Annotated in this window: 26 protein-coding genes and 1 pseudogene; 11 read left to right on the forward strand and 16 right to left on the reverse strand. The window is 58.9% G+C overall.

The window, feature by feature from the left end; genetic code table 11:
* Positions 1 to 5 precede the first annotated feature (5 nt).
* From AA309_RS31620 to AA309_RS03050, 8 genes are all read right to left on the reverse strand, one after another.
* Positions 6 to 503, reverse strand: coding sequence for a tripartite tricarboxylate transporter TctB family protein (locus AA309_RS31620; RefSeq protein WP_052954451.1), 498 nt, complete (start codon positions 501 to 503; stop codon positions 6 to 8).
* A 24-nt stretch (positions 504 to 527) separates the two neighbouring features.
* The gene (locus tag AA309_RS03020) at positions 528 to 1,490 is read right to left on the reverse strand and encodes a Bug family tripartite tricarboxylate transporter substrate binding protein (protein ID WP_047187505.1); all 963 of its coding nucleotides are present in this window, start codon (positions 1,488 to 1,490) and stop codon (positions 528 to 530) included.
* A 238-nt stretch (positions 1,491 to 1,728) separates the two neighbouring features.
* Complete coding sequence (locus AA309_RS03025) at positions 1,729 to 2,460, reverse strand: amino acid ABC transporter ATP-binding protein (RefSeq protein ID WP_047187506.1); 732 nt, start codon at positions 2,458 to 2,460, stop codon at positions 1,729 to 1,731.
* Positions 2,441 to 3,097, reverse strand: a complete 657-nt coding sequence (locus AA309_RS03030; protein WP_047187507.1) for an amino acid ABC transporter permease — start codon at positions 3,095 to 3,097, stop codon at positions 2,441 to 2,443. The genes AA309_RS03025 and AA309_RS03030 overlap by 20 nt, the downstream gene beginning before the upstream one ends.
* Positions 3,094 to 3,783, reverse strand: a complete 690-nt coding sequence (locus AA309_RS03035; protein WP_244470240.1) for an amino acid ABC transporter permease — start codon at positions 3,781 to 3,783, stop codon at positions 3,094 to 3,096. Before AA309_RS03035 ends, AA309_RS03030 begins: the two co-directional genes overlap by 4 nt.
* Positions 3,784 to 3,929: 146 nt before the next feature.
* Positions 3,930 to 4,748, reverse strand: coding sequence for a transporter substrate-binding domain-containing protein (locus tag AA309_RS03040; protein WP_052954452.1), 819 nt, complete (start codon positions 4,746 to 4,748; stop codon positions 3,930 to 3,932).
* Positions 4,749 to 5,003: 255 nt separating this feature from the next.
* Positions 5,004 to 5,885, reverse strand: coding sequence for a dihydrodipicolinate synthase family protein (locus tag AA309_RS03045; RefSeq protein ID WP_047187509.1), 882 nt, complete (start codon positions 5,883 to 5,885; stop codon positions 5,004 to 5,006).
* A gap of 24 nt (positions 5,886 to 5,909) precedes the next feature.
* Entirely contained in the window at positions 5,910 to 6,728 is an 819-nt protein-coding gene (locus tag AA309_RS03050; RefSeq protein ID WP_047187510.1) for an IclR family transcriptional regulator, read from the reverse strand.
* A 149-nt stretch (positions 6,729 to 6,877) separates the two neighbouring features.
* Between AA309_RS03050 and AA309_RS03055 the strand changes: the two genes are divergently transcribed.
* The 5 genes from AA309_RS03055 (at position 6,878) to AA309_RS37560 (ending at position 10,933) form a co-directional block, all read left to right on the forward strand.
* A complete protein-coding gene (locus AA309_RS03055; protein WP_047187511.1) occupies positions 6,878 to 7,795 on the forward strand; it encodes a PfkB family carbohydrate kinase in 918 nt (305 codons plus the stop codon).
* Between the two features lie 51 nt (positions 7,796 to 7,846).
* The gene (locus tag AA309_RS03060; protein WP_047187512.1) at positions 7,847 to 8,644 is read left to right on the forward strand and encodes an HpcH/HpaI aldolase family protein; all 798 of its coding nucleotides are present in this window, start codon (positions 7,847 to 7,849) and stop codon (positions 8,642 to 8,644) included.
* Between the two features lie 75 nt (positions 8,645 to 8,719).
* Positions 8,720 to 9,775: a tagatose 1,6-diphosphate aldolase gene (locus AA309_RS03065; RefSeq protein ID WP_047187513.1), complete on the forward strand. Its 1,056-nt coding sequence runs from the start codon at positions 8,720 to 8,722 to the stop codon at positions 9,773 to 9,775.
* A gap of 17 nt (positions 9,776 to 9,792) precedes the next feature.
* On the forward strand, positions 9,793 to 10,560 hold the full coding sequence (locus AA309_RS03070; RefSeq protein WP_047187514.1) for an SDR family NAD(P)-dependent oxidoreductase: 768 nt from the start codon (positions 9,793 to 9,795) through the stop codon (positions 10,558 to 10,560).
* 64 nt (positions 10,561 to 10,624) lie between these two features.
* A complete protein-coding gene (locus AA309_RS37560) occupies positions 10,625 to 10,933 on the forward strand; it encodes an IS6 family transposase (RefSeq protein ID WP_047187515.1) in 309 nt (102 codons plus the stop codon).
* A 262-nt stretch (positions 10,934 to 11,195) separates the two neighbouring features.
* Here the strand turns inward: AA309_RS37560 and AA309_RS03085 are convergent, their stop codons facing one another.
* From AA309_RS03085 to AA309_RS03100, 4 genes are read right to left on the reverse strand one after another with little or no spacing between them, the layout of a single operon-like run.
* Positions 11,196 to 12,275, reverse strand: a complete 1,080-nt coding sequence (locus AA309_RS03085; RefSeq protein WP_244470239.1) for a sulfate/molybdate ABC transporter ATP-binding protein — start codon at positions 12,273 to 12,275, stop codon at positions 11,196 to 11,198.
* Positions 12,259 to 13,140, reverse strand: coding sequence for a sulfate ABC transporter permease subunit CysW (gene cysW, locus AA309_RS03090; RefSeq protein ID WP_047187518.1), 882 nt, complete (start codon positions 13,138 to 13,140; stop codon positions 12,259 to 12,261). Before cysW ends, AA309_RS03085 begins: the two co-directional genes overlap by 17 nt.
* A complete protein-coding gene (cysT, locus tag AA309_RS03095; RefSeq protein WP_047187519.1) occupies positions 13,133 to 13,981 on the reverse strand; it encodes a sulfate ABC transporter permease subunit CysT in 849 nt (282 codons plus the stop codon). The genes cysW and cysT overlap by 8 nt, the downstream gene beginning before the upstream one ends.
* Before the next feature lie 3 nt (positions 13,982 to 13,984).
* Positions 13,985 to 14,962, reverse strand: a complete 978-nt coding sequence (locus AA309_RS03100) for a sulfate ABC transporter substrate-binding protein (protein WP_047187541.1) — start codon at positions 14,960 to 14,962, stop codon at positions 13,985 to 13,987.
* Positions 14,963 to 15,707: 745 nt separating this feature from the next.
* On the opposite strand from AA309_RS03100, the gene AA309_RS03105 reads away from it, so the two are divergent.
* From AA309_RS03105 to AA309_RS03115, 3 genes are all read left to right on the forward strand, one after another.
* Positions 15,708 to 16,376 (forward strand): peroxiredoxin, encoded by a 669-nt coding sequence (locus tag AA309_RS03105; protein ID WP_047187520.1) that lies wholly within the window; start codon positions 15,708 to 15,710, stop codon positions 16,374 to 16,376.
* A 141-nt stretch (positions 16,377 to 16,517) separates the two neighbouring features.
* Positions 16,518 to 16,952 carry an OsmC family protein gene (locus AA309_RS03110; RefSeq protein ID WP_425286846.1) on the forward strand — a complete coding sequence of 145 codons (435 nt, stop codon included), beginning with the start codon at positions 16,518 to 16,520 and terminating at the stop codon, positions 16,950 to 16,952.
* An 18-nt stretch (positions 16,953 to 16,970) separates the two neighbouring features.
* Positions 16,971 to 17,822: a sulfurtransferase gene (locus tag AA309_RS03115; protein ID WP_047187521.1), complete on the forward strand. Its 852-nt coding sequence runs from the start codon at positions 16,971 to 16,973 to the stop codon at positions 17,820 to 17,822.
* Positions 17,823 to 17,833: 11 nt separating this feature from the next.
* Here AA309_RS03115 and AA309_RS03120 read toward each other — a convergent pair whose 3' ends face one another.
* From AA309_RS03120 to AA309_RS03135, 4 genes are all read right to left on the reverse strand, one after another.
* Positions 17,834 to 19,030 carry an O-succinylhomoserine sulfhydrylase gene (locus AA309_RS03120; protein WP_047187522.1) on the reverse strand — a complete coding sequence of 399 codons (1,197 nt, stop codon included), beginning with the start codon at positions 19,028 to 19,030 and terminating at the stop codon, positions 17,834 to 17,836.
* 217 nt (positions 19,031 to 19,247) lie between these two features.
* On the reverse strand, positions 19,248 to 20,864 hold the full coding sequence (gene cysN, locus AA309_RS03125) for a sulfate adenylyltransferase subunit CysN (RefSeq protein ID WP_047187523.1): 1,617 nt from the start codon (positions 20,862 to 20,864) through the stop codon (positions 19,248 to 19,250).
* Positions 20,864 to 21,850, reverse strand: a complete 987-nt coding sequence (gene cysD, locus AA309_RS03130; RefSeq protein WP_280136869.1) for a sulfate adenylyltransferase subunit CysD — start codon at positions 21,848 to 21,850, stop codon at positions 20,864 to 20,866. Before cysD ends, cysN begins: the two co-directional genes overlap by 1 nt.
* On the reverse strand, positions 21,834 to 22,598 hold the full coding sequence (locus tag AA309_RS03135; protein ID WP_047187524.1) for a phosphoadenylyl-sulfate reductase: 765 nt from the start codon (positions 22,596 to 22,598) through the stop codon (positions 21,834 to 21,836). The genes cysD and AA309_RS03135 overlap by 17 nt, the downstream gene beginning before the upstream one ends.
* A 184-nt stretch (positions 22,599 to 22,782) precedes the next feature.
* Between AA309_RS03135 and AA309_RS03140 the strand changes: the two genes are divergently transcribed.
* The 3 genes and pseudogenes from AA309_RS03140 to AA309_RS03150 all read left to right on the forward strand — a co-directional run.
* A complete protein-coding gene (locus AA309_RS03140; RefSeq protein ID WP_047187544.1) occupies positions 22,783 to 23,250 on the forward strand; it encodes an Lrp/AsnC family transcriptional regulator in 468 nt (155 codons plus the stop codon).
* 169 nt (positions 23,251 to 23,419) lie between these two features.
* Positions 23,420 to 25,171 carry a diflavin oxidoreductase gene (locus AA309_RS03145; RefSeq protein ID WP_047187525.1) on the forward strand — a complete coding sequence of 584 codons (1,752 nt, stop codon included), beginning with the start codon at positions 23,420 to 23,422 and terminating at the stop codon, positions 25,169 to 25,171.
* A 22-nt stretch (positions 25,172 to 25,193) separates the two neighbouring features.
* Positions 25,194 to 26,329: pseudogene (locus AA309_RS03150) on the forward strand (NADPH-dependent assimilatory sulfite reductase hemoprotein subunit); the annotation flags it as partial.

The raw sequence follows: 26,329 nt of genomic DNA on the forward strand, positions 1-26,329 counted from the left end.
CTGCCTCACAAACCCAGCGGCGCGAGTAGGCCCGCAGGAAGGGGAACCATCAGGATCTTGATGAAGAGTGCATAGACTATGATCGTGGAGGCAATTGAGACGAGCCCTGCATGCCAGAACCGAACGCCCAGAAGGATCATGAAGACTGTCAAAACAACCGACATCAGAAGGACGAAGCCTGCGGTCTCCCAAAGAAAAATCGTTGCTACAAGCCCGGTGACGAGCCATGCGAGCGCCCCATAGAAGGGACGCTCCGGAACAGTCTCCTCCGCCTCATCGGGCGCAGTCCCCTCTCCTTCCAGCAGGATGACCGCTTGCATCGGACGCCTCACACTCAGGGCATATATAGCACCGAAGACAAGCAGCCCGGCGCCGATCAGCACTGGGAAGAAGCCCGGCCCATAAGTTTGGCCAGGGATAGTTGGAAGGCGCATCGCTTCCGCGATGACGCCCGCCCCCAAGAGAGACAGGATCGCTCCTGCCAAGAACGGAGCTTTGCTCATGTCAGACAGCTTCCGATACGTTTTCTATTTCGCGAGACCGGCAGCCTTGATAGCCGTGCCGAAACGTTCATCGGCATCCGAAAGAAACTTCCCGAAGCTTTGTGCATCCGCGTAATCCATGCCGAACTTCCGGGCTGACATGAAGGATTTGAATTCAGGCTTCTGGACGACCTTCGCCATCGCATCCGAGAGCCGCTTCGCGACGTCGGCAGGCAGGTCCTTCGGACCGGCGACGCCGCGCCAGGATGACAGATACCAATCCACGCCGGCTACTTCCTTGACGGTTGGCACATTCGGGAAGGATGGATCGCGCTCGGCACGCATGATCGCAAGAGTCTTCACTTCTCCCGCGTCGACCATCGACTGAACTTCAGGAATCGTCGTTCCGACTACCGCAATCGCATTTGAGGTGAGAAGCTGCAGTGCGGGAGTGATGCCGTCCGTTGGAATCCATGGAACCGTATCGACGGGCATTTGCGAAGCATTCAGAAGACCCGCCATCGCAAGATGAGGCGCGCCGCCGCGATTGGCACCTGAGGCCTTTAGGGAACCAGGTTTTTCCTTCGCTTTAGCGAGCAGTTCCTTCAGATCCTTCGGCCCATCAGGACGCACGTTAATGCTCTGTGCATCCGTGTTGTAGAGGGCAATTGGCGTATAGTTCTTGTAATCGAGCGGCGACGTACCCAGCCAGTGATAAAGCGAGAGTTCGGTTGTGATGACGCCCAGCGTATAACCGTCCGGCTTCGCATTGGCGATCTCAGTATGACCGACGATTCCTCCACCGCCCGTACGGTTGACCACGTTGACCGGTTTTCCAAGTTCCTGCTCAAGGAGCGACGCGACAGTGCGGGCCGTAGCGTCCGTGCCGCCACCCGCCGCCCAAGGCACGATCAGCGTGATGGGTCGCTCAGGATATTGCGCAAGTGCGGGCGTGCTGATGGTGAACGCCACAGCGGCGGCAAGAACAAGGCGGCGAGTTAACTTCATGGGATCCTCCAGTGATATCGTTCGCCTTGCCACCTTCAGTGGGAAGCGACCTCTTTAGTTGTTTATGTTGGCCTGACGTGCACATTCGCGGCACTGGCCTGCCCGACTATACGTCAGCGCCTCTTTCCGGACCACCGTTCCGTATTTCGGATTTAACCAGTAAATGGTCCCGAAATGACGTTGTCAATTCCGAACCGCGAGCCCTGGCCGCAACCCAGTTATGATTTTTTGGCTGGGATCACTTCAGATTCGGAGCAATGAAGTTTCGTAATTCAGGAGTTTGCGGATAAGAGAATAGTTCCTCTGAGGGCCCCTGCTCCCAAACCTTTCCTTTGTGCATGAAGACGGTGCGGTCTGCGACCTGGCGTGCGAAGCCCATCTCATGCGTCACCAGCACCATGGTCATGCCGGCATCGGCAAGCTCTTCCATCGTCTTCAGAACCTCCCCCGTCAGTTCGGGGTCGAGAGCGGATGTCACCTCATCGAAGAGCATGACCTTCGGCTGCATAGCCAGAGAACGGGCAATGGCAACGCGCTGCTGCTGCCCTCCTGAGAGTTCATCAGAATAAGCTCCGCTCTTCTCGGCAAGACCGACACGGCGCAGCACATCATGCGCAATCGCCTCCGCCTCCTCGCGACCAACGCCTTTGACGACCTTCGGCGCAAGGGTCACGTTCTCAAGCACGGTCAGATGCGGGAAGAGATTGTAGCTCTGGAAGACCATGCCGACTTCCTTACGCAGGCTGCGAAGGTCGCCACCTTGAGGGCCGATTCGATGGCCTGCGACCTCGATTGAGCCGGCCTGAATCTTTTCAAGGCCGTTGATACAGCGCAGCATAGTGCTCTTACCGGAACCGCTGCGCCCGATCACCGCGACAACCTCGCTCTGGGCGATATCGAGCGACACGCCGTCGAGAACCAGCAGCGCACCGAAATACTTCTGGATCTCGTTAATGTGCAGGGCGGACATGACGGTTCCCCTTCAAACGTTCACTTAGGAAGGACATTGGGTAACAAATGGCAAAGTAGATCGCGGCGACAGTCAGAAACACGTGGAAGGGCTGGAACGTCATGTTGTTGAGCAGTTGGCCCGCACGAGTGAGCTCCACGAAACCGATCAGCGCAACAACCGATGTGTTCTTGACGATCTGCACCATGAACCCGACGGTCGGGCCGAGTGAGATCTTAAAGGCCTGTGGAAGAATGACGTAACGCAGCTGCTGCATGCGCGTCAGCGCAAGCGCATCGGCCGCTTCCCATTGCTGGCGTGGAATCGCCTCGATGCAGCCACGCCAGATATCGCCGAGAAAGACGGTGGTATAAACCGCCAGCGAGAGGCCCGCTCCCACCATCGGCGGAAAGTGAAGGCCCACGAAGCTCAGGCCGTAGAAAGACAAGAAGACGATGATCAGCAGCGGAGTCGCCTGCACGAGCTGGATGAAGCCGGCAATGGCGAGGCGCACGGGCTTTGGCCCCAACGTCCGCAGCAAAGCAAAGATCAGCGCAAAGCATCCTCCGATGACGAAGGTCATGAAAGACAGAAGCAGGGTCCAACCCGCACCGCGGATCAGGAACTCGACGCTCTCCCAACCGAATGACCTGATCATACGCCAACCCTCGAAATTTCGGAAATATCGGCGATGAGCGAAGGCTTCGGCGGCGCTTTACGACGAAATAGCAATAGCCCGATGAGCCAGTAGATAAATCGAAACGTGAAGGTCATCGCGATATAGATGACGGCAACGCACAGGAACGTTTCGAGGCTGCGGAATGTCGTTGACTCAATCCTTGCTCCCGCAGCAGTGAGTTCGGTTGCAGAGATCGCAGAAGCAATCGAGCTTCCGAGCAGCGTCAGTGTCAGCTGTCCCGTCAACGCCGGATAAATGATGCGTAGAGCGGGAACGATCACCACATAGCGTACGACCTGAAGACGCGACATGCCGAGCGCCAGACCTGCTTCGATCTGGGTCCGGGGTATGGCCTGCAATCCGGCGCGCAGGATCTCTGTCGAGTAAGCGCCGAGATTAAGAGCGACGGCGATGATTGCCGCCGCGTTGGCTGATAGCCGCAGGCCGATATAAGGAAGCCCGAAGAAGATGAGAAAGAGCTGCACGAGCAGCGGAGTGTTGCGGAACAGCTCAACGTAAGCACCTATGGCACGATCGAGCCATCTTGGGCCTTCCGTGCGCCCGACCGCTCCAACAACGCCGATGGCGATACCTGCGACGATAGACTGGCCCGAGAGGATCAAAGTATTGAACGCCCCCTCGAAGAGTTGGGGCGCGAGCGCCATCACGGGCGCAAAATTCATCTGATATGCCATTCACATCGGCTCACGTTGGGCACCTGCAGCGCCGGGCAGAGAGAAAGGTTGGCAACCGTGAGAATGCTCTCCAAGGAGCAAATGCGTCACGGGAGCAATCCCGTGACGCGTCTCGATCAGAACGTGGGCAGCTTACCGCCGGGGATCGGAATGCCGACCCACTTCTGGTGCAGGGTGCCCAGAGAACCGCTGACTTCGCTGTAGTAGATATAGTTGTTGAGCCAATGGTGCAGTTCCGTTGCGTTCTTGCGAACGGCCATGGACCAGTAGAGCGTGAAGATCGGAACGTCCGACTTCACTTCGATATCGGCAAGGTTGCTCTTCTTGATCACGTCGTTGGCGACGGCTGCCACGGCTGCGGTCGCGTCGACCTGACCTGAGATGAGCGCCTGCATTGCAAGAGCGTCATCGTCGAAGCGCACGACCTCAAGGCCCTTGATGCCGAAACCGCTGACCGCGGCATCCTGCGTACTGCCCTTGGGAACCGAGACCCGTTTCCCCGCGAGATCATCGAGCTTCTTCAGCGGCATGTCCTTGCGCGCCACGAAGCGCATCTCATAAGCGCCATAAGGATTGGTCATGAGGAAGGTCCTGGCGCGTTCAGGCGTCGCAGTCATGTGCGCGATCAGCATATCGACACGACCGGACTCGAGAGCCGCAGCGCGAGAGGCATTATTGACGGGCACGATCTCGGCTTTCACACCGAGATTTTTAGCGACGTCATTGGCCAGATCGACCAGGAAGCCTGCGGTCTTTCCGCTCGCATCTACCGTGTCATAGGGCGGGATGCCTGTCAGAACGCCAATCGTCACCTTTCCCTTCTCGGTGATCTCATTCAGAGTCTGGGCCTTTGCGGGCACAGCGACCAAGGTTGCAGCAGTGACTGCAAACGTCGTGGCAAGCGCGGCGCTGCGCAGCTTCGAAAACCAGTTCACGATCTTCCTCCCGTTGACATTTATCGGCCGCAACAGCCCGGATAAGCGAATGCTAAACCGCATTGCGGAATACGAAAATAATGCATCCCGCATTTCAGATGTCAATTCCGTTTAGAATTATAACGTAATAAGCTAGCAGAAGGAGTGCTTCAGCTTAAGACAGCCGGTTGCCTATCCTGACATGCAAGGCCGCATGCCAGTTTTCTCAATTCAGTGCTTCCGGAGAACTCAGTGCTTTCGGAGAACCTGAGGCCGTCAGACGAATGGCGATAGCGCCTGCGCTATCACATCCCGCTGGGCTTCGCTGGATGCGGCCATAGGGGCGCGGGGAAAACTCTCAGGCATCCCTTGAAGAGTCTGAGCGGTTTTGACCTGCGCCGGCAGGTTGGGAGCCGATACAGCCATCCAGACGTCGAGCAGCTGCGCATGCAGCAGAGCTGCCCGCTCGCGATCGTTGTTCTGAACGGCATTCCACAGAGCCACGCTCGGCCCCGGCGCGGCGCTGGCAATGGCGGCGATGGATCCCACGGCTCCTACGTCGTAGCAGCTCATCAGGCCTCCATCGATCGCCGCGAAGACGCGCTTCGGCCCGATCTTGCGCACGAGATCGACATAGACGCCGAAATCCTTGTCGCTCTGCTTGACGGCCTGCACCTGAGGCACCGTCTCCATGATCCGCACTGCCAACTCAGGCGTAACATTGGTCCAGGGAATGACGTTGTAGATGACGAGGGGAAGCCGCGTTGCATTTGCGATGGCGGCATAGAACGCGATGATTCCGTTTTCGGACGGTCGAAAGATGTAGTGAGGCGGAGCAACTTGAATTCCGTCGATGGGAAGTTGAGCCACGAGATTCGCCCGGCTGACCGCAGCGCGGGTGCTGTCGGTTATGATGCTGGCGAGAACCGGCAGACGCCCCTTCAAGGTATCCGTCGCCAGCTCCACGAGCCGAACGAGCTCGTCTTCGGTAAGGGTGTACCCCTCGCCCGTGCTCCCGCCCACCACGACGCCATGGGCTCCCTGCCGCTCTATCCATTCGAGCTGCGCAATATAGCCTTTTTCGTCGATATTTCCCTGGGCGTCGAAGGGCGTCGTGAGCGGAACCAGCACACCACGGGGAAGTTGCGAGACGGACATAAATAACTCCGGAAAAATGGACCCTTAGGCTCTTTTGTCGAAGCCAAGTTGGCGAGAAATCTGGTCGGCCGTCGCGATGACGAGTGCCGTCAGCGCTGGTAACCTGTCGGGTGTAACGCGCTCCTTCGGGCCGGACACGCTGATGGCGGCAAAGACGCGGCCTGCCGAGTTGTAGATCGGGGCTGCTACGCACCGGATCCCCGGCTGGTGCTCGCCTTCGTCGATAGAGTAGCCGCGCTCTCGGGTGAGAGCCAGTTCCTCCCGCAATCGGCCGGGATCTGTGATCGTTGTCGGGGTGTAAGGCACAAGCCCGCTACTGATGATCTTCTCCACCACGGACGGGTCCTGGTAAGCCAGCGCCGCCTTTCCAACGCCCGTGCAATAGGACGGGGAGATGGACAGCGTCGTCGTCCAGTTCACGCTGTTGCCGCCTGGCTCCAAGTGCTCGATGCTGACCATGTTGGTTCCGTCGAAGACGCATAGATGCGAATTCTCGCCGGTGGCGCTCATCAGCCGCTCGACCAGATGCCTCGCCTCACGATAGACGTCGATATTTCCGAGAACGATGCTGCCCAGCTCGAACAGGCGGATACCCATCCTGTATCTGTCACGCTCGCGATCCTGCTCAAGGAGCTTTGCTTCCCTCAAGCTGCTGACGAGCCTGTGGACGGTGGTCTTCGGCATGCCGCAGCGAGCCGATATTTCGCTGAGGGTCAGTGAACGGTCATAGCGGGAGAAGCAGTCCAGCACAGCCATGAGCTTGTGCATCGACTTCAGGGATCCCCGATCGTTCGCCTGGACCTCGGAGACGGCAGAACTCTTACTTTGCTTGGTCTTAGTCATTGTTCCTCGTGCACGACACGTCGTGTCGCAATCTTATGACACGCCCCTATAGCGCGCCATATCCTGTACGGGAACATAATTCCGGGATTGACAACCGCAATACGGACCAATTACTCATGAATTCCGAAATACGGAATTAAGGTCCGGCAATGAGAAAACCGACTGATCCTGGCCGTGTGCTTTGCGTGGGCGTGGCCGTTCTCGACAATATGTTCGCTATCGATCATTTCCCTGCTGAGCCCACTAAGGTTTTCGCACGGAATTTCCGTCAGGTAGGCGGCGGCCCTGCCGCCAACGCAGCGGTTACCATTGCCCGCTTGGGAGGGAAGGTTTCCCTCTGGGCTCGCGTTGGCGACGACGGAATCGGCGCCGGCGTCATTGCAGAACTGTCCCATTACAAAGTGGATACCTCCACGATCCGTCGCGTACCTGGCCGCCGCACAGGTGTTTCCGCTGTCATGGTGGATGAGAACGGCGAGCGCTTCATCATCGCCTTTGCGGACCGCGAACTCGACGCCGACCCTTCTTGGCTCCCGAGCCAACTCCCCGATGAGATCGATACAGTTCTCTGCGATGTGCGCTGGCCGGCGGCATCGGAAAAGGTTCTGCGCATGGCGCTCGAGAACAGAATCCCCAGTGTGCTCGATGCAGACCTGACAAACGACGACGCCGTCGAACGGCTCATTGGGCTCTCCTCCCACGCGGTCTTCTCTGCTCCTGCCCTCCGGCGTCTTGCGGCGACAGACGATATCGAAGGCGGCCTTCGCGCAGCGCAGAGCCAGACAAGAGGCACCGTCTCCGTCACCTTGGGCGCAGATGGCTTCGCATGGCTCGAACACGGAGAGGTCCGCCGCATCCGCGCCTTCCCGATCGAAGCTGTGGATACCCTCGCTGCAGGCGACGTCTTCCATGGCGCCTTCGCTCTCGCTCTTGCCGAGGGACACTCCACCGAAAGCGCAGGTCAGTTCGCTGGAGCGGCGGCTGCCTTGAAATGCACGCGCTGGGGTGGCCGAGCCGGTATTCCGACCCGCGAAGAACTCGACGAGTTCATAACTGAGAAAGCCTGAAATTCAGGCTGCCCCAACAAACCTTATCCAACACTTCAGACGAGAAATAGAATGACTGAGAAGGAAACGCTCACGCAGAAACTCCGCTCCGGCAAACCGACCTTCGGAATGACAATGTATAGCGGCTCGAACGCCGCGATCGAAATTGCCGGGAATTGGGGTCTCGACTTTGCCTTCATCGATGCTGAGCATACAGCGGTCAACGTCGATCTCCACTTGGAGAAGCTCATCCTCTCCGCGAAGCTCTCCGGTATTGCGCCGCTGATCCGCACGCGCGGCACCATCGAGTGGGATATCCGTAAGTCCCTGGAGCTTGGCGCAGCGGGTGTCATTATTCCGCAGGTCAACACCGCCGAACAGGCAAAAGCCATCGTGCGCGCCGCGAAATTCCCGCCCCTCGGCCGACGCGGTGGCGACGCCTCCGTGCGCGCGGCGGGTTTCGCGGGCCCGAACTTCAAGTGGTCGACCTATACGCAGACCGCGAATGAGGAGAGCCTCGTGATTCCCATGGCGGAGAGCTACGAGTTCTTCGACAACATCGACGCCATTCTCGACGTGCAGGGAATAGATGTCATCAATTTCGGCCCTGCCGACTACTCGCTCTCCAGGCAAATACCGATCGACTACTCAATGTCGAATCAGGAAGTGAACGAGAGGCTCGACGAGCTGATAGAGAAATGCCACGCCCGCGGCATCAAGGTCATGGCCCCTTGCATCCCCCCAACGCCGGAGAACGCGATCAAGCTGGCGGAGAAGGGTGTCGACATGATCATTCTCGGCAACGACGTGATGTTCCTCAACCAAGGATGCCAACGCGCTAGCGAGGCCATGAAGGCCGTCAACGGCTGACACCGGTGCGATCGAAGTATCTGCGGCAATCGCCGGCTCCAACGGGCGCGCTGCCGCTTGCATGAAGGAAGGGTTATGAAGATCTCAGCAGGGAAGCTCCGCGGCATGCGGAGGCTCGCCGACAATGATGGACGCTTCAAGATGGTCGCCGTCGACCAGCGTCCGCCGATGCTCAAGGCACTGGCGCCGAAACTGGCGCCGCGCACACCCGGATACGAAGATCTCGCAAGGGCAAAGGCAACGCTCACCAAGAAGCTTCTGCCGCTTGGCTCGGCGCTGCTCATCGACCCGGATTACGGATTCAGCGAGTCGGAAGCCGCCATTCAACCCAGCAAAGGCCTTCTGGTCACGCTTGAGGACTTCAATTTTGAAGAGACCTCGGAGGGTCGCAAGACCAACCTCATGAAGAGCTGGAGCGTTGGCAAGATCAAGCGGATGGGCGCAGATGGTGTAAAGCTTCTGCTCTGGTACCGACCCGACGCCACTCGGGACGTCGTCACACACCAAAAGAACCTTGTTCGTGAAGTGGGCGATGCTTGCCGTAAGTACGACATTCCTTTCCTGCTTGAACTGCTCGTCTATCCGTTCAAAGGCGCGCAGGGTCACACCACCGACTACACCGAGAACAAGGAAAAGTACCCCGAGCTCGTCCTGCAGAGCCTAAGGGATTTCGCAAGCCCGGAATATGGGGTCGACATCTACAAGCTCGAAAGCCCGGTCGTCGCGTCAGCGCTTCCCGATCCGGATATGGACAGCCCCGAAACCCGTCAGGCACAGGCGCTGTTCAACCAGATCTCACAGATCATCGACCAGCCTTGGGTCATGCTGAGCGCCGGCGCGAGCATGGAAGTCTTCCGGCGCGTCCTGACCTTCGCCTATCGGGCTGGCGCGAATGGCTATCTGGCCGGCCGCGCGATCTGGTGGCCTTCCTTCGGAGCCTATCCCGACATCGCCGCCATGGAGCGGCAGCTCGACGATGAGGCCACCCGCTACATGAATGAAATCAATGCCCTCACCGTGTCCCTCGCCAAGTCCTGGAGTGAGGCCCCGGGAATTGCGAGAAACATTGAACTGGCGGCAGCCGGCCATTCCTTCCCGAGCGACTACGCCGCCTTCGAAGACACGCATTGATAGGGAGCTTTCGAAAGATGCTTGAGGATTTGAAAAGCAAGCGCGTTCTTGTCACCGGGTCGAGCACCGGCATGGGCGCTGCCGTCGCTAAGGCTTTTGCAGCACGAGGCGCACGCGTCATTGTTCACTATAATTCCAGTGCAGGAGAGGCTGAAGCCATCGTGAGGGACATCCGGAACGCCGGCGGAGAGGCTCATGCCTTGCAAGCCGACGTTTCACGCTCTGCCGCAGCAGCGCAACTGGTGGAAGATTCCGTCGCCAAACTCGGCGGGCTCGACGTGTTGATCAACAATGCAGGTGCGATGATCAAGCGATCGCCTCTGCAGGAGATTGACGACGATCTCTACGACCGGGTTCTCGATACCAACATCCGCTCGGTGGTGATGACATCGAAAGCAGCCCTGCCCTATCTCAGCCGGGCCGAGGGCGGTGGTGTGATCATCAACACGAGCTCCATCGCCGCGCGCAACGGCGGAGGACCAGGAGCGGGCCTCTATGCTGGCGCAAAAGCCTTCGTCCTCAACATTACGCGGAACATGGCCAAGGAACTCGCCCCTAACAACATCCGCGTGAATGGCGTCTCGCCTGGCGTCATCATGACACCATTTCATGAACGCTTCTCAAGCCCTGATTGGATTGAAACACAGCGCAAGACAATTCCTATGGCCAGGATCGGCACGCCTGAGGATGCAGTCGGCGTGTTCCTATTCCTCGCTAGTAACGCGATGAGCGGCTATATCAACGGTCAGACGATAGAGTTGAACGGCGGCCAATACATGCCATGAGTGCGGCGCCGTTGCATTAACCTTGGCCTTATGACGAGGAACGGTCCATCAAGGAGCCGTTCCTATGTCGATCTTCAAGCGCCGCCACTTTCTGGCCGGGGTCATCCTAGTGTGCGTTCGCTGGTATTGCAAATACGGCATCAGCTATCGCGACTTGTCTGAGATAATGCAGGAGCGTGGCGTCGAGGTCGGCTCATCCACCATCTTCCGCCGGGTTCAGCGCTATGCTCCCCAAATCGAGACGAGAGTTCGCTGCTACCAGGGCGTCCGCTCCGGTTCATGGCTCGTGGATGAGACCTATGTGTGCGTCGGCGGGGGCCGGGTAAGACCATCCCGTTCATCACTCACGACATCGATGAGGCCACGTACCTAGCCGACCGGGTCATTGCTCTTTCGGGATCGTCGGGACGGGTTGTGGCTGAACATCGGATCGACAGCCCGCGGCCACACCGACGGCAAGACACGTCTCTCTCCCAGATAGCAAAGGCCCTGCACACCATCCTGGCCTCCGATATTGCTAACGACGGCGGCTTGATCTGAGTCGGACCCGGCCTCGGCTTTAGCCTTCCATTTCGGCTCGACTACATAAGGGCAGACCGCAATGACCTGGTCTGCTCTCTGATCCTCGGCATCGATCAGCGTGGCGTCCAATGGTCAGGGAACACGACCCCGTCCAGGATTTCCAAGCCGATCTGCTCCCCAGGCTGCAGATTCGCCTCGAGAGGGATTTCAACCTCGAGCCTCGTCCCATCATCTCCCGAGACTTCGATCCTGCGAATGGATCCAAGACGCCGAGTTCCGCTGACGATGCCTTGGAAATTTCCCTGCCCCGCAGGTGTCGGCCTCAGATGCCAGGGACGGCAATAGAGGCTGGCCTTTCCTGCCGCGAGGTCTCGTGCGTCGGCACGCACCCCTCTTTCGTTGACCAGCACCTTTCCGTCGCGAATATCTGCCGCAAAGCGTGTTGCCTGACCGAGGAATGTCATGACGAAGGGCGTTGCAGGTTGGTCCTGCACCTCGTCCGGAGTGCCGACCTGTTCAAGGCGGCCCAGGTTGAGGACGGCGACCCGGTCAGCCAGCTCCAAGGCTTCGTCCTGATCGTGCGTGACGAACACCGTCGTCTTGCCGGTACGCTCGTGAATGTCGCGCAGCCAGGCACGGAGATCCTTGCGCACTTTGGCGTCCAGTGCTCCAAAAGGCTCATCCAACAACAGGACGCGCGGCTCGACTGCAAGCGCACGCGCCAGTGCCACCCTCTGGCGCTGCCCACCGGAAAGCTGCGCCGGAAAGCGGTTCTCGTAGCCTGAGAGCTGGACCAGATCGAGCAGTTCACTGGTGCGGCGCCGAATCTCGGCTCTCGACGGCCGCTTCGCCCGCTCCCGCACCTGCAAGCCATAAGCAATGTTGTCGGCAACGCTCATATGCTTGAACAAGGCATAATGCTGAAACACGAAGCCGACCTGCCGCTTCTGCACAGGGAGGTGCGTGGCATCCAAGCCGCCGAACAACACTTGCCCGCGATCGGCCTGTACTAATCCGGCGATGGTTCGCAGCAATGTCGTCTTTCCAGAACCTGAAGGGCCGAGCAGAGCCAGGAGCTCTCCAGGACGAACGTCCAGGTGAACATCGTGGAGAGCGGCCAAATCTCCGAATTCCTTCGTCACGCCGGCAACACGGATGTCCACGGCTTGGCTTTTCTCAATTGACTGTGCCACCGGCGAGGTCAGCTCCGTGACGCCACTCGAGGAAAGACTTGAGCGCCAACGTGATGAGGGCGAGGCAAGCGAGGAGCGAGGCGACAGCAAAGGCCGCAACGAAGTTGTACTCATTGTAGAGGATCTCCACGTGAAGCGGGATAGTATTGGTCAGGCCTCGAATATGTCCTGAGACGACCGAGACGGCGCCGAACTCACCCATGGCGCGCGCATTGCAAAGCAGGACTCCGTAGAGCAGGCCCCATTTGATGTTGGGCAGAGTCACGGTGAAGAAGGTGCGCCATCCGCTGGCCCCCAGCGTCAGGGCCGCCTCCTCTTCCGCTGTGCCCTGCTCCTGCATGAGCGGGATGAGCTGGCGGGCTACGAAGGGAAAGGTTACGAAGATGGTCGCAAGAACGATGCCCGGCAAAGCAAAAGCGATCTGGATACCCTGTGCCATCAACCATTTTCCCCATAGGCCCTGTGCGCCAAACAGAAGCAGGTAGATCAGGCCCGACACGACGGGTGACACGGAGAATGGCAGGTCGATCAGAGTGATCAGCAGGCTTTTGCCCTTGAACTCGAACTTGGCGATGGCCCACGAAGCCGTCAGGCCAAAAACCAGGTTTAATGGAACGGCGATGGCAGCAACCGTCAGTGTCAACCCGATCGCAGAGAGTGCATCCTCTTCCTGGAAGGCAGCGAAATAACCTGCCAGCCCTCGCTTGAACGCTTCCACGAAAACAACGATGAGCGGGAGAACGAGAAACAGAAGAAGAAAGGCAAGCGCGACCGTGATCGCCAACTGGCGGATCAATCTCTTCTCTGTGACGACGCTGAGCTGAGACGGAGGCGATAGAGGCAATGTGGCACTGAGATCAGACATAACCGAATCTCCTGCGGCTCCAGGCCTGGATCAGATTGATCAGCAGTAGCGTCGCGAAGGAGATCGCCAGCATGATCGTCGCAATCACAGTCGCGCCGGTATAATCATATTCCGAGAGCTTGATCACGATGAGCAGCGGGGCGATTTCCGAAACATAAGGCAGATTGCCTGCGATGAATATGACGGAGCCGTACTCTCCGACAGCCCGGGCGAAAGCGAGCGCAAACCCGGTAAGCAATCCAGGCAGCAGCGGCGGCAGGAGAACACTCCGAACCGTACGCCATCGCGAGGCGCCCAACGTTGCGGAGGCCTCCTCCAGCTCGCGCTCGATTTCTGCGATCAATGGCTGAACCGTGCGAACGGCGAAGGGAAGCCCGATGAAAACCAAGGCCACGAAAATACCGAGCGGGGTGTAGGCAACCCTGATGCCGAGAGGCTCAAGGAATGCTCCAACCCACCCATTCGGTGCATAGAGCGCGGCCAGTGCGATGCCTGCCACTGCCGTCGGCAAGGCAAACGGCAAATCCACCATCGCATCAACGATCTTCCGCCCTGGGAAGTCGTACCGCGTAAGGACCCAGGCGACGAGAAGACCGAACAGAGACGCGACGCCAGCTGCAATCAGAGAGACGCCGAAGCTCGTCCACAACGCCGCCGAGACCCGAGGATCAGCGGCTGCAAAGAGTATCCCGGTGAGGCCGATGCTCGAGGCCTTCGCCACGAGCGCACCAAGGGGCAACAGCACGATCAACCCGAGATACAGCAGGGTATATCCGAGCGTGATGCCGAAGCCCGGCAACACGCTCGGCTGCTTGAAACGCAAGAGGAAGGCAGAGCTCATGACTTAGCGCTTGCTGATCTGGTCGAAGAGTCCGCCCGAGTCGAAATTGTTCTTCTGGATGTCATCCCAATTCCCCTGCAGGGATTCGATCGTGAACAGCTTCAGGTTCGGCAGCTCGGCGAGATGTTCCGGCTTGGCGGCCTCGGCCTTGATAGGCCGGTAATGATGCTTGGCGAAGATCGCCTGCGCCTTGTCGGTATAGAGGAACTTGAGATAGGCCTCGGCCACCTTGCGTGTGCCTTTGGCATCGACATTGCCGTCAACGAGGGTGACCGGCGGCTCGGCCAGAATCGACAGGCTCGGCACGACGATCTCGAACTTGTCATGGCCGAATTCATCGAGCACGAGGAAGGCTTCGTTTTCCCAGGCCGGCAGCACATCTCCCAGGCCACGCTGGGCGAAGGTTACGGTTGAGCCTCGGGCACCGGTGTCGAGCACCGGGACATTCTTGTAGAGCGCAGTCACGAACCCCTTCGCCTTATCGGCATTTCCATCCTTGGTGTGGGAATAGCCCCAGGCCGCCAGGAAATTCCAACGACCGCCTGCGGACGTCTTCGGATTGGGCGTGATCACCTGAATGCCGGGCTTTACGAGATCGTCCCAATCCTTGATCCCTTTCGGATTGCCCTTGCGGACCAGGAAGACAACGGTCGATGTGTACGGCAAGGAGTTGTTCGGCAACTTATTGCGCCAGTCAGCCGGAATTTTCTTGGTTACTTTTGCGATGGCATCGATATCGGATGGAATGCCAAGCGTCACCACGTCGGCTTCGATACCGTCAATGACCGTGCGAGCCTGCGCACCTGAGCCGCCATGGGATGCACGAACGGCAACGGTTTCGCCGGTGCTCGCCTTCCATTCATCCGCGAAGGCCTGGTTGATCTCACGGTAAAGCTCGCGCGTCGGATCATAAGATACGTTCAGCAGCTGCGTCTGAGCCGACGCGGCACCCGAAAGGGTCAGAAGGCCTACCCCGCTCATGACAATCAAGCCAATCGTCGGCCAGACAGATCCAGACCGGAAACGTGTCTTAGCTTCGGCAACATGTGAGAACTTATTTGTCACTTCACCCTCCTGGGTCCCATCTTGGATCCGAGCAACTCGCGGGCTATGCGGACATCGCTTTCAATGCACGAGAAGCGGGATGAAGTATCCGTTAAAAAGAACAACTGTCAAATTGACTCCGGCTCAAACGCGTCCCTATATCGCTGCCTCAACCATCAAGAACAACATTGAAACGAAGGTTCATAGAAAAAAATTCTAGTCGCCGGAAAGTCCCTAGAAAATTGCGCCATGAACATCTATTTTAAAATACGCAAACATCTTTTTTCGCTAAATGTCCGCTACACATACACAGAAAATACTATGTAGCTGCCAAAATACTGCAATTTAGAAGAAAGTTCTCTCCAGCGATTGTTTTTTAGCACAATCGACCGGGCTCCTTCGGTTCTTTAAAAAGAACATTCCTGTTGACTCGGAGCTACGCTCGCTTGAGACTTTCCTTTGCCAGACGATGCGTTCCACCTCGTTTCAACCGATTGTGAGCGAGGCTCGCCTTACGCGCGAGCTTACCTCGGATCAGGTTTGATTATGACGTAGGCATATTTGGAATGCGTTTTTCATGGCTGCGAACCGATGAAGCACACGCAATCGACCCACGAATTGCACGCTGCTTGTACACATAGAGATCAATGTCTCGCCGCATAAGAGAGGGAGAGTGCACGTCATGACGCTGCAAATTGGGCAAGTTGCTCCAGATTTCGAGACAATTACCACCCACGGTCCTATTCGTTTCCATGAATGGATCGGCGATTCCTGGGCCGTGCTGTTCTCGCATCCGAAGAATTTCACGCCCGTGTGCACAACGGAGCTTGGACAGGTGGCGCGGCTCAAACCCGAGTTCGATCGACGAGGTGTCAAGGTGATCGGCTTCTCCGTCGACCCCGTCGAGAAGCACGAAGCCTGGGCGCGCGACATCGAAGAGACCCAAGGGGCCGCCGTCAATTATCCGATCATTGGTGATCCTGACCTCAGGATCTCCAAACTCTATAGCATGCTCCCGGCCGAGGCTGGCGAGACGTCGGAGGGGCGCACGGCCGCCGACAACCAGACGGTTCGAAACGTCTTCATCATTGGCCCGGACAAGAAAATCAAGCTTGTTCTCGTCTACCCGATGACGACCGGCCGGAACTTCGATGAAGTGCTTCGGGTCATCGACTCTCTCCAGCTGACTGCCCAACATCGGGTGGCCACTCCCGCGGATTGGAAGCAGGGCGAGGATGTGATCATCGCGGGCTCGGTTTCGGACGAAGAAGCCCAGCGCCTTTATCCCGGGGGCTGGAAGGCGCCCAAGCCGTATCTGCGCATCGTGCCGCAGCCCGCGAAAGCCAGCTGATCCTCCCCTATATCTGACCGGAAGAGCTGACTGGTTACCATGAACCGTCGCCGCGGGCTTTGATGCGCGCGGCGACGATCCTTGTCGGCTTGGCATGCCGGCTCACAGGGCAGAGCGACATCGTGGTCAGGAGCAGGACTGATGACAGACATGAAAGCACGTGTGTCCTGGGTCGACGGGATGATGTTCACGGCTGAATCGGGGAGTGGGCACGCCATCGTGCTCGACGGAGCACCTGAGAACGGCGGTCGCAATATCGGCATTCGCCCGATGGAGCTTATGCTGATCGGTCTCGCGGGCTGCACGGCATTCGATGTGGTCCTCATCCTCAAGCGCGGCCGTGAGCCCGTCACGGATTGCGTGGTCGAGGTGGAAGCCGAACGGGCACCGACAGATCCGAAGGTGTTCACGTCGATTCATCTCAAGTATCGGCTCTCGGGACAGGGACTTTCACCTGAGAAGGTCGAACGTGCCATCCAGCTCTCCAAGGAGAAGTATTGCTCCGCATCCATCATGCTGGGTCAGGTTGTGGACATCACTCATTCCTGGACGGTTGATCCTCGCCCCGCCGCTTGATTGCTTAAGGTCAGTGCCATGCCTGTCTCACCGCTCGTCTCAATCGAATGGCTTGGAGCTCATCTCGCAGATCCCTCGCTCCTCGTTCTTGACATCCGCTCCACGGAAAGCGGCGGCCGGGTGGCCTTCGAGGATGGACATATCCCTCGCGCCCTTCACAGCGACTATGCCACTGACGGCTGGCGAAGTGTGAAAGGTGGAGCAGGCGGACTTCTTCCGGAGACCACGCAGGTATCAGCTCTGTTGGGACGGATCGGAGTGAAGCCCGAGCACCATGTCATCATCGTCTCGGCAGGAGAAGCTCCTTCCAATTTCAGCGCGTCCGCCCGCGTCTACTGGACTTTGAAAGTCGCAGGTCATGAACAGGTATCCATCCTCGACGGTGGCTACAAGGCATGGCGCGATGCCGGAAAACTTGAGGAGACAGGACCGTCCGCCCCGGCAGGGGACGATCCTTACCCGGTGAGACCGACGGGGAACCTGCGTGCAGAGGCTGATGTGGTCGAAAAGGCGATTGCAGAGTCTGGCGCAACACTGCTCGACGGACGGTCTCAAGCGCAATTCGAGGGGCGGGAGAAGAGCCCGCAGGTTACTCGCGCCGGACACTTGCCCGGTGCCGTCCACCTGGATCACAGCAAAGCCTTTCAGCCCGGAACCGGACGTCTGCTCCCTCTCGCTGAGCTGGAGCAGCTCTTCCGGCGAGTTCCCTCAGGGCCGGTGATCAGCTATTGCAACACCGGTCACCTCGCCTCCACGAACTGGTTCGTTCTCTCGGAAGTGCTGAAGCGCCCTGAAGTCAGGCTTTATGATGGCTCCATGTCGGAATGGACGCAGGAGCCCACCCGACCTGTTGCCACGGATGAGAGTTGAGGCGCTTGGCCTCAAACCCGATCGAGCGCCTGAACAAGATCGTCGATGAGATCGCCGGGATGCTCGAGGCCGACCGAGAGCCTGACAAGGCCCTCCCGGACTCCCATCTCGGCGCGCTCTCCCGGCGTGAACCGCTGGTGTGTCGTGGTCGCGGGATGTGTGATGAGGCTCTTGGCGTCACCGAGATTGTTGGAAATCCGAACAAGATTGAGCGCATTCAGGAAGCGAAAGGCTCCCGCCTTTCCGCCCTCGATTTCGAGTGCGATCAAGGTCGATCCCCCCTTCATCTGTCTGGCAATGATGTCCGCCTGCGGGTGATCCGCACGACCCGGATAGGTGAGACGCCTGATCCGGGAATGTCCAGCGAGCGCGTCCGCAAGTTCCGCCGCCGTTCGGGTCTGACGCTCCACGCGCAAGGGGAGTGTCTCGAGGCTCTTCAGCAGCACCCATGCATTGAACGGGGACATTGATGGCCCGGTCTGCCGGAGGAGCGTATGAATATGGGTCAGGATGAACTCCTCTGACCCAAGGACGACGCCGCCGAGACAGCGCCCCTGGCCGTCGATGTGCTTCGTCGCCGAGTAAACAACGCAATCGGCCCCAAGCTCCAATGGCTTCTGCCAGACTGGTGTCGAGAACACGTTATCCACGACGAGCTTCGCCCCGACTTCGCGTGCTATCTGTGCGACAGCCTGAATGTCGATCACTTCCAGCGTGGGATTGGCCGGGCTCTCAAGGAAGAAGACCTTCGTCTCCGGCCTCACGGCTTCGCGCCAGGCGTCGAGGTTCGTTCCATCGACAAGCGTTGATGCAACACCGAACCTCGGCAGGAGCTCCGCAACGACATAGCGGCAGGAGCCGAACAGCGCCCGGGCGGAGACGATGTGATCGCCCGCCTGCAACAATCCCATGAGAGCGGCTGTTACAGCAGCCATCCCGGTTGCGGTTGCCCGAGCCGCTTCGGCCCCTTCGAACGAAGCGATCCTCTGCTCGAACATCGAAACGGTTGGATTCGAGAAGCGGGCATAAAGGAAGCCTGGACTATCCCCCGTGAAGCGGGCCTCGCATTCTTCCGCGCTCGCATAAACGTGGCCTTGGGTGAGAAAAAGCGCCTCGGATGTTTCACCAAACTCCGATCGCAGTATCCCCTCATGGACGAGGCGGGTATCCGCATGCAAAATCCGGCCGTTGCGTGACCGCTCACTCATGGCTGTTCCTTCAAATGAGGCTGACCGCCCGATACCCGATAGGCGATCTTCTCAAGCATCGGACAAGAAAAGTGGGATCCACTTTTGGTTCCATCCGATGCTCATTCTTGAGAGGAGCGCATCGTTGATGCAGAAAACCGGGTCCACTTTTCGCTGACGCGGCCCTTCGGGTCGGCACGATGCGCTAAAGATCGGGATCGGTTCTTACACCAAGGGGCTAGTTGGCGCTCGAGCCTTGAGGCCCCCTGCCGTGCTGTCCCGAAGCGATGGACAGGCCAAACCTGATGCGCGCCCAGATGCGCTCATGCCCGTAGTAGAGCACGAGTTTGGTCATGACCTCGATGGCTCCGATCGCCGCAGCAAGGCGAGCATCCTGCGTCAGAGCAAAGGCTGCCCCTATGGTTGCAACGGATCCAATCAATCTCCATGACATGGCCTTGGCAACACTGCGCCATGGCTGCTCGTTGCTCGGCTTATGCCAGACCAAGCGGAGATAGCTTCGTGATCCCTGTTGCTCCTTTTTGCGCTTCAAGCCGGCCGCATCCGCAAGTCCAACGGCAACCGTATCGAAGCTCTCCCGATCAATGAGGATGAAGCCCCCCGTGCGACGGCTCTCGGAATAGGCGTCGAAGGCGATGGGATGATCGAGCGCCAGGACAACGTCACCGATGTCGTTCGCTCCGAAGGACGTGACGCTTACAGGCGCCAGGGTCGTGAGATCGATCCTCTGGCGGACATTGATCACCATCGCCGGCACCGTCGCGGCACCAAGCTTCAGGAGAAATTGGTCACCTTCTTTCAGGTGCTCGGTCGCCATCCAGAAGAGTCGCGCGCTGATCCTGTCGGAGACCTGAGGGGGTTGATCTACGGACGCGATGACGTCTCCACGAGAGATGTCCACCTCATCGGACAGGGTGAGAGTCACCGATTGTCCGGCGACAGCCCTATCCAGCAGCCGATCCATGGTGACGATCTGTGCAACGGATGTTTCCACGCCTGAAGGGAGAACACGAATGCGATCTCCCGGCTTGATTGCCCCGCTCGTGACAAGCCCGGCAAATCCCCTGAAATCCGGATTGGGTCGGTTGACCCCCTGGACCGGCATGCGGAAGGGCTCCGCCTCTCCCGCCTGCTCCACTTCAACGGTCTCAAGGTATGAGAGCAATGTCGGCCCTGAATACCAGCGCACTTGGGAAGCGCCCTCTACGACATTGTCACCATGAAGTGCGGAGAGAGGAATTGCGGTGACTTCCTCGAAGCCGAGATTGGCCGAGAAGGTTCTGAACTCCTCCTCGATCTCTCTGAATTTTTCCTCGGACCAGCCCACGAGGTCCATTTTATTGATGGCCAGGGCGATATGCCTTATCCCAAGCAAGGACACGAGGAGGGCATGTCGGCGGGTCTGCCGGGTTATCCCTTTGCGGGCGTCAACGAGGAGAATAGCCACATCTGCCGTCGATGCGCCTGTCGCCATGTTCCTCGTATATTGCTCATGGCCCGGCGTATCGGCGACGATGAAGGTCCGCCGTTCCGTCGAAAAGAACCGGTAGGCAACGTCAATCGTGATTCCCTGCTCGCGTTCGCTGGCAAGCCCGTCGACCAGGAGCGAGAAGTCGATCTCTCCTCCTTGGGTTCCGTGCTTGCGCGAGTCACGTTCAAGAGCAGCGAGCTGATCGTCGAACAGGCGCTTGGATTCGTACAGCAAACGGCCAATCAGCGTGGACTTGCCGTCGTCGACAGAGCCGCAGGTAATGAAGCGCAACAAACTCTTGTGTTCATGGGCCGCGAGATAATCCTTCAGCATGAAACTCGCAGGTGCGGGATGAACGGTCATCAGAAGTAGCCCTCTTGCTTCTTGCGCTCCATGGATGCTGCCGTGTCCTTGTCGATGGCGCGTCCATGTCGCTCGGATGTACGTGCCTCGAGTGTTTCGCGAATGATGTCCGGAAGCGTGGATGCCGTGCTCTCCACGGCACCGGTCAAAGGATAACATCCGAGGGTTCTGAACCGGACAGAACGCAGCTGCGGCTGCTCCCCGAGATGGAGCGGCAGGCGTTCATCATCGACGAGGATGAGCATCCCGTCCCGCTCCACAACCGGCCGCTCCGCCGCGAAATAGAGCGGAACGATGGGGATGTTCTCGCGGTGGATGTAGAGCCAGATGTCGAGCTCGGTCCAGTTGGACAGCGGGAAGATGCGCAGGCTCTCACCCTTGCGCTTGCGTCCGTTGTAGAGCTGCCAGGGCTCCGGGCGTTGGCGCTTAGGATCCCAGCGATGATGAGCATTGCGCAAGGAAAATACGCGCTCCTTCGCACGCGACTTCTCCTCATCGCGGCGAGCGCCGCCGAAGGCCGCATCGAACCCGTAACGCTCCAGCGCCTGCTTGAGCGCCTGAGTCTTCATCACGTCCGTATGGATCTCCGAACCGTGGCTGATCGGACCGATGTTGCGGGCCAGCCCATCCGGATTGGTATGCACCAAAAGCTCAAGCCCGAGCTCCCGAGCACGCTGATCCCGAAAAGCGATCATCTCGCGAAACTTCCAGGTCGTATCCACGTGCAGTAAAGGAAACGGAGGCTTCGCCGGATAGAATGCCTTGAGCGCAAGGTGGAGCAGGACTGATGAGTCCTTGCCGATCGAATAGAGCATAACCGGATTATCGCATTCGGCGACAGCCTCTCGCATGATGTAGATACTCTCCGCCTCGAGGCGGTCGAGATGTGTCAAACCTGTCGGGAGGAGCTCGGTCTTCGGTGCGCCATCTTGAGGATCAAGCTGCTTCGCGCGGCCACCACCCCATGCTTCACGCCAGACGGTCATGGGAATGCTCCAGATTTTTTTGTGTTGGTACGAGGTGCAGCCCGCATTCCTTTTTAGCCTCCTGCTCCCACCACCAGCGGCCTGCACGCTCGGGCTCTCCGAGGCGGACTGCGCGTGTGCACGGCGCGCACCCAATGGACGGGTAGCCACGGTCGTGCAGCGGGTTGTACGGAACGGCATTGTCGATGACATACCGGGCGAGGTCCTGCCGGCTCCAGTCCGCCAGAGGGTTGATCTTGATCAGCCCATAGCCTTCATCATGAATGGCGAGCGGCACGGCGGCGCGGAAAGCCGATTGCTCGGCGCGCAGTCCCGTGATCCAGCCTGCCGCTCCCGCGAGAGCCCGTCCGAGCGGCTCAACTTTCCGAATATCGCAACAAGCCTTGCGTGCTTCAACCGAGTGACGGAATCCATTGATGCCCTGACGGTTCACCAAAGCCTCCACCGCACCGCGATCGGGGCTGACGGCGTTGATCCGGCGCTGATAGCGCTCCTCTGTTTGCTCCCACAAATCGTAGGTCTCGGGGAAAAGCCGGCCCGTATCGAGAGTAACGATCTCGATATGGACATCGAGTCCTGCGCTGAAGATCGCATGGGTAATCGCTTGGTCCTCAATACCAAAGCTCGTTGTGAACACCAGCCGACCGGCAATCGATCGTGAGGCAAGAGCCAACCTCTCAGGAAGGCCGATACCACTCAGGGCGCGGGCTAAAGTCCCACCTCCCGAGCCGCCTGAACCCAGATCCATGGCAAAAGTCTCCTAAACACAACATCGAACTTGTTCTTAATAACGAACGGTGTCAAGGTCAGGAGGTTCTGAAGCCGAAGGGCGGCTGTCTGACCAAATGGTCAAGACGCCCCAAGAAGAGAACTATTTTTCTCGGAAGGCCAGAACGACGAAAGCAATATTCGGCAAATGGCGAGTTGCAGAGATGGACCGTATCGACCGAAAAATTTTGGATCTTCTCCAGCAGGACGGCACGTTATCTGTCGCAGATATCGGCCAGAGGGTCGGTTTATCTCAAACCCCCTGCTGGAAACGTATTCAGCGCCTTGAGGCGCAAGGGGTGATTCAGCGGCGGGTCGCGCTTCTGGATGCAGACAAGCTGGGGCTGGGCCTGACAGTCTTCGTGAGCATCGAAGCCGGAGACCACACCCAGGAATCCATTGAGCAGTTCGTGAGAGCAATCTCGACCATGAGCGAGGTCGTGGAGTTCCATCGCATGGCCGGCGATGTGGACTACCTGCTTCGTGTCGTCGTGCCCGACATCAAGGCTTATGACTTGTTTTACAAGCGTTTGATCGGGATCGTCTCTTTGAAGAAGGTCAGCTCACGCTTCAGTGTCGAGCGGGTCAAATTCACCACGGTCCTGCCCATTGAGATGGTCGCCCAGGGCTGATGAAAGCGGCCGGACTCCCCATGCGTCGGGCTTGGCTTCCTATATTCGAGCCCTGCAGAACTCTTCTTCTCCGCCATGGCCTGCAAAGAGAAGAATTCTTCCGTCGGTATTAGTTCTTTAAAACGAACGTTTCATTGACTACCCCTGTGGCCCACGCGAGACTGAAGCCATGACAGCACTTGCCCTTCTGCCTCAAACAGCGCCTTTCAAGGACGACGACCGGCTCAGCCTCGATCGCGTCCTGGGCGCAGCCTCGCCCATCCAGCGTGCATGGCTCGCCGGCTTCCTTGCCGGGATCGATGCGGGTCAGGCGCCCCTTCCCCGCGTCGATGCGCCCGCGCGCGCCGCTGAACCTCTCACGATCCTGTTCGCGAGCGAGTCAGGCAACGCGGAGCGATTGGCTCAGGACATCGCGAAGCTGGCCCGAAAAGGCGGCTTCAAACCCAAGATCATTGATTTTGCCGATCTCGATATCGCGGACCTGCCGAAGCAGAGCCGGCTGGTGGTGATTGCCGCCACCTGGGGGGAAGGCGAGCCACCCTCCCGGGCAACCCGGGCCTATGCGGATCTGATGGGAGCATCGGCGCCACGCCTCGAGGGGCTGACGTTTGCCGTTCTGGCCCTGGGCGACACCGCCTATGCGGAATTCTGCGCCGTGGGAAAGGCTATTGACGCGCGCCTTGCCGAGCTTGGAGCCTCGCGGGCCGTGGAGCGCATCGATTGCGATCTAGACTTCGAATCTCCCGCGGCAACCTGGATCAAGAGCACCCTTGAGGCGTTTACGCCGGCCCAGGATGCAGCAGACAATGTGGTCTCCGTCGACTTCAGCAGCCGTGCCGGCGTCGAGATCAGCCGCGATCCGGTCGCCGCCGAAGTGATCGAGCACGTCAACCTGAACTCCTCACGCTCCGACAAGGAAACCATCCATCTGGCGTTCGGTTTTGATGGCGCCGCTCCGGCCTACGAGCCCGGCGACTCGCTTGAACTCTTCCCCGAGAACGATCCGGCTCTCGTCGATGCCGTTCTCGCGGCAACAGGGCTCAGCAGAGAAGAGAGCTTGCGTTCCAGATTACTGAACGAGCGCGACATCACGACGCTTTCCATCAAGACCCTCGAAACATTTGCCGCAGAGACAGGGCATCGAGAGCTACGCAAGCTCCTCGATGAAGAGCAGGCCCGTGCGTGGATCGAGGGACGCCAACTGATCGACCTGGTGGAGGCCTTTCCCGCAGCACTGACGGCCGACCAACTCACAGCTCTCACGCGCCCCTTACCGCCCCGCGCCTATTCCATTGCCTCCTCCCGCAAGGAAGTCGGCGATGAGGCACACCTCTTGATCGCAGCCGTTCGTTATGAAGCGCATGGCCGCAAGCGCGGCGGCGTTGCTTCGACCTTCGTGGCCGATCGCCTCAAATCCGGCGCGACAGCCCGCGTCCGGCTGAAGCCCAACAAGCACTTCCGGCTGCCGGAGCCGTCGACCGATATTATCATGATCGGCCCTGGAACCGGCGTTGCTCCCTTCCGCGCCTTCGTGCAGGAACGGCGAGCCATCGGAGCCAAGGGCAGATCCTGGCTGTTCTTTGGCGACCGACACTACACTCATGACTTCCTCTACCAGCTCGAGTGGCAGGATGCCCTTAAGGACGGGTCGCTGACGCGGATCGATCTCGCGTTCTCCCGCGACACTCCAAATAAGGTCTATGTCCAGCACCGCCTGTGGGAGCAGCGCCGCGACCTGATCGAATGGCTGGAAAATGGCGCTCAGCTCTATGTCTGCGGCGATGCCAAAGCCATGGCGAAGGATGTTCGTGCTGCAATCGTCGCGGCTTATGCGGACGTGAAGGCTCTCTCCCCCGAAGCCGCAGAGCAAGCCGTGTCAGAGCTTGAGCGCGGCCGCCGCTATCATCAAGACGTTTATTGAGAAAAAGAATATGTCGAAAGAGCTTTCGCGTAACGAGCATATCAAAGAGGCGAGCGGCTATCTGCGTGGCACGCTTGCGGAAGGTCTCACCGACGTCGTGACCGGCTCCATCAGCGAGGACGATCAGCAACTCGTAAAGTTCCATGGCATGTATCTGCAGGACGACCGGGACCTGCGGGCGGAGCGCACGAAGAAGAAGCTTGAGAAAGCCTATTCCTTCATGATCCGTCTGCGCATTCCCGGTGGGGTCTGCATGCCCTCCCAATGGCTTCAGATCGATCGGATCGCCCAGGATTACGCCAACGGAACATTGCGCTTGACGACGCGGCAGACGTTCCAGTTTCACGGCGTCATCAAGTCGAACCTGAAAGCAACGATGAAGGCCATCGATACCGCGCTTCTGGACACTCTTGCTGCGTGCGGTGACGTCAATCGCAACGTACTGGCCTCCACCAACCCGAACCAGTCAAGGGCACATCGGGCAGCCTATGATCTGGCCAAGTCGATCTCGGACCATCTCCTGCCGCGGACGCCCGCCTACCGGGAAATCTGGCTCGACGGCGAGAAGATCGCCGGTGGTGAGGAAGAGGTGACCGAGCCTGTCTATGGCCGCACCTATTTGCCGCGCAAGTTCAAGACGGTTGTGGCGGTTCCACCCTCGAACGAGGTCGACATCTTCGCCCAAGACCTCGGGTTCATCGCGATCCTCGACAGGAAGGGCGAGGTCGAAGGCTGGAACGTGACGGTGGGCGGCGGCATGGGCATGACCCATGGCGAAGAGGATACTTATCCGCGCACCGCTGATGTGATGGGCTTCTGTCAGCCAGAGGACGCGCTTGCCGTCGCCGAGGCGGTGGTCACCGTCCAGCGGGATTGGGGCGACCGCACGAGCCGCAAGCATGCCCGCCTCAAATATACGATCGAAGATCGTGGCCTTGCTGCCTTTCGCACGGAAGTCGAGCGGCGCATCGGCAAGCCTTTGGGTGATCCGCGTCCTTACAGCTTCGATTCGAACGGTGACCGATATGGCTGGGTCGAGGGCGAGGATGGGCGCCATCACCTGACCCTGTTCATCGAAAACGGCCGTGTGCGCGACATTCCGGATGGTCCTTCTCTCATGACAGGACTTCGCCGCATTGCAGAGGTGCATGACGGAGA

The sequence above is a fragment of the Microvirga vignae genome (assembly GCF_001017175.1).
In the GTDB taxonomy this organism is placed as follows: domain Bacteria; phylum Pseudomonadota; class Alphaproteobacteria; order Rhizobiales; family Beijerinckiaceae; genus Microvirga; species Microvirga vignae.